General features: G+C 68.6%; 3 protein-coding genes. 1 reads left to right on the top strand and 2 read right to left on the bottom strand.

The genetic code is table 11. From position 1 onward, the window contains the following. A partial coding sequence (locus tag AC6EI8_RS25465) for an efflux RND transporter periplasmic adaptor subunit (protein WP_498383259.1) occupies positions 1 to 1062 on the bottom strand: 1062 nt, incomplete at its 3' end. A 562-nt stretch (positions 1063 to 1624) separates the two neighbouring features. Here AC6EI8_RS25465 and AC6EI8_RS25460 point away from each other — a divergent pair. Then, positions 1625 to 2338: a TetR family transcriptional regulator gene (locus AC6EI8_RS25460; protein WP_149317408.1), complete on the top strand. Its 714-nt coding sequence runs from the start codon at positions 1625 to 1627 to the stop codon at positions 2336 to 2338. Positions 2339 to 2399: 61 nt separating this feature from the next. Here the strand turns inward: AC6EI8_RS25460 and AC6EI8_RS25455 are convergent. Beyond that, the coding region (locus AC6EI8_RS25455; RefSeq protein WP_498383258.1) for an ABC transporter substrate-binding protein at positions 2400 to 3422 on the bottom strand (1023 nt) is incomplete at its 5' end.

Raw genomic sequence — 3422 nt, 5'->3', positions numbered from 1 at the left:
GCCGCCCTTCAGGCCTTCGGTGACGATCCAGCGGTCCCCGATCGCCGCGCCGGCCTTGACCGGCACCGCGGCGACGTTGCCGTCCGCGCCGACCACCATCACCGCGGCGCCCTGGGCGTTGCGGATCAGCGCGCGTTGCGGCACGGTCAGCGCGTTCTCGTCGACACCCTGCTCGACCCGCACCCGCACGTAGGTGCCCGACAGCAGCTCGCGCCGCGGATTCGGGAACTGCGCGCGCAGCGTGATCGCGCCGGTGCTCGGGTCGACCGTCATGTCCGAGAACAGCAGCTTGCCGGTCTCGCTGTATTCGGTGCCGTCCTCCAGGAACAGGCGCACCTTGGCGCCGCCGTCGACGCCCTTGATGGCGCCCGACTCGATGCCGCGGCGCAGCCGCATCACTTCGGTGGCGGGCTGGGTGAAGGTCACCCAGATCGGATCGACCTGCTCGACCAGCGCCAGGCGGGTCGCCTCGCCGTTGCCGACCAGCGCGCCCTCGGTTACCAGCGCACGGCCGGCACGGCCGGAGATCGGCGCGGTGACCGTGGTATAGCCCAGGTTGATCTGGGCCGTGGTGACCGCGGCCTTGGCCGAGGCGATCTCGGCGCTGGCCTGGCCCGCGGCGGCGACGGCCTCGTCATATTCCTGCTTGCTGACCGCGTTGACCGCCACCAGCGGCTTGTAGCGCTCGGCCTTCTGCCGCGCGGCGACCGCGTTGGCCTCGGCGCGCGCCAGGCTCGCCTTGGCCGACGCCAGCTGGGCCTGGTACGGCGCCGGGTCGATCTTGAACATCACCTGGCCGGCCTTGACCTCGCCGCCCTCACGGTAGTTGCGCGACAGCACGATACCTTCGACCCGCGCCCGCACTTCGGCGGTACGCACGCCTTCGAGACGGCCCGGCAGCTCGTTGACGACCGGTACCGCCGTCGGCGTCACCGTCACCACGCCCACCTCGGGCGGCGGCATCGCGCCGCCCTGCGGGGCGTCGTTGCCGCAGGCGGACAGCGTCAGAACCGTCAGCGCAGCGGTAACGGCAAGCAAACTCGAACGTTGGGACTTCCTCATCGATAACCCCGTGATGGCAATTTGAGATCGGCCGGATACGCCAAACGCCGGCCCAGAGCTAAGGGGCCGGCGTGGACGTCCTGTGCGGCAGAACCCCACGACGGACCGTCGTGGAGAAAAAGAACAATACTAGCCACAAACCGCAATGGTGCCGTATGGATTGCGACAGATGGTCGCGTATGCGTCACAACATGCAGCCCGCAGGACCCGAATGGTCAGGGCCTCTTGGTAGAAAGATGCGCGGGGCTGGTCCAAATTGTGGCTAGCGCGTAGTATATATACATTCAAGCATGTATGTAAGAGAAATATTGCACCGCAAGGATGGCCTGTCTCTTGCCCGTCCCCTTTTGCAGTCGGGCATCGCCCGCATATGCGGGTGCGGCCGGGATCGGTTAGCATGCCGCCCGTCGCACCGCAGCAAAACAGAGGCAGGAAGTCCAGTGGTATCGCAGTTTCGTGACGGATTCGTTTCTTTCGTGGCTGTCCGGCGACCGCGCGCCGCCGCCCCGATCCCGGGCGAAGCCGTCCCATTTGTCCCCACCGCCCACTGAAGACACCGCTTATGGCCAGACGTACCAAGGAAGAAGCCCTCGAGACGCGACATCGCATCCTCGACGCGGCCGAGGCCGTGTTCCATGCGCGTGGGGTGGCCCGGCCCTCGCTGGCCGATATCGCCGAAGCCGCCGGCGTGACCCGGGGCGCCATCTACTGGCATTTCAAGAACAAGAGCGATCTGTTCGCCGCCATGTGCGACCGCGTGCATCTGCCGGTCGAGGCGCTGTGCGAACCGGAGCGGATCGCCAGCCAGGAAGACCCGCTCGGCGGCATCCGCGACATCGTCGCGCTGGTGTTCCGCGAGACGGTGGTCAATCCGCAATGGCGGCGCGTGTTCGAGATCGTATTCCACAAGTGCGAGATGGTGGACGACAACGGCGCGATCCTGGAGCGCCAGCGCCAGTCGCACGAGCAGGGGCTGCTGAAGATGCGCGAGCACCTGCGCCTCGCGGTCGAGCGCGGCCAGCTGTCGGCCGACCTCGATCTGGACCTGGCGGTCAACGCCTTCCATGCCGCCATCGGCGGCGTGCTGGCCCACTGGCTGTTCGCGCCGGGCGACTTCGACCTGAATGCCGACGCGGAACGGCTCGCCGATGTCTTCGTCGACACGCTGCGCCTCGCGCCCTCGCTGCGCAAGGGCTATGTGCCGCGGCCGATGGCCAAGCTGGACGAGGAAATGGCGGCCTTGCGGCTCAAGGTCCAGCAGTGTTCGGGCGGCTGACGCGCCGCAGCGCATCCACCGCATCTCCCTGCATTGGCCCGCATCTACCTTCGTGCGGACCTCACCCCTTCATCGCCTCGCGCCAGCGCGCCAGGAAGGCCTGCTTGCGCAGCGTGTCCTGCGCGGCCAGCAGGCCCGGGCCGACGCTGATCGGCTTGAACGCGTAGCCCAGCCGCTCGGCCAGCGCCGCCGCGGTGTGGCCGCTCTTCGTATCGGTGCGGATCGTATAGAGCCGCGAGGCCGAGCGCGCCAGCAGCGCCTGCCCCTCGCGCGACAGCAGGAAATCCAGCCATAGCCGCGCCGCCCACGGATGCGGCGCACGGCGGGCGATGAAGGCCACGCGGGACATCACCAGCGTGTAGTCGCTCGGCGCCACCACGCCGATCGCCGCGCCGCGCTCCATCAGCGACAGCGCGTACGAACCCAGCAGGTTGTAGGCCAGCACCAGTTCGCCGCTGGCCACCGATTCGACCATGTCGGCGGTCGACGCCGACAGCCGCACGCCGGCGCGTCCCAGCGCCTGCGCCAGATACCAGAATTCGCCGCCCATGCGCGCGTCCTGCTGCGCCAGCAGATAGCCCACGCCCGAGCGCTCGATGTCGTAGGTCACCACGCGGCCGCGCCAGCGCGTTGCGTTGTCCTGCAGCAGCCGCGCCAGCGCGCTGCGGCTGCGCGGCACCGGCATGCCGTCGAAATGGCGGCGGTTGTAGACGATCACCGCCGGCTCGAAGGTGGTGCCCCAGGCTTCCTCGCGCCAGCTCGCCCAGCCCGGCAGCCCCGCGCGCTCGGGCGAGGGGTAGTGCAGCGCGTGGCCGTCGTTGACCAGCTTGATCTGCAGGTCCATCGCGGTGCTCCACAGCACGTCGGCATGGTCGGCGCGGACCGGCTGCGCGGACTCGGCAAGGAAACGCTGGTTCAGCTCGATCGTGTTCAGGTCGTGATAGGCGACCTTGACGCCGGGAAAACGCGCCTCGAAGGCATTGAGCAGCGGCCGCGCGACGTCCTCGTCGGTCGAGGCATAGACCGTGACCATGCCCTCGCGCTGGGCGCGCGCGATGATCTGGGGATAGTCGGCCGGATAGCC

The sequence above is a fragment of the Cupriavidus sp. R6-3 genome, assembly GCF_059772245.1.
This window is presented reverse-complemented; position numbering and strand designations above follow the sequence as displayed.

Excerpts from the sequence above, each read along its gene's own strand:
- AC6EI8_RS25460 (WP_149317408.1), top strand. The coding sequence starts at position 1,625 with ATGGCCAGACGTACCAAGGAAGAAGCCCTCGAGACGCGACATCGCATC.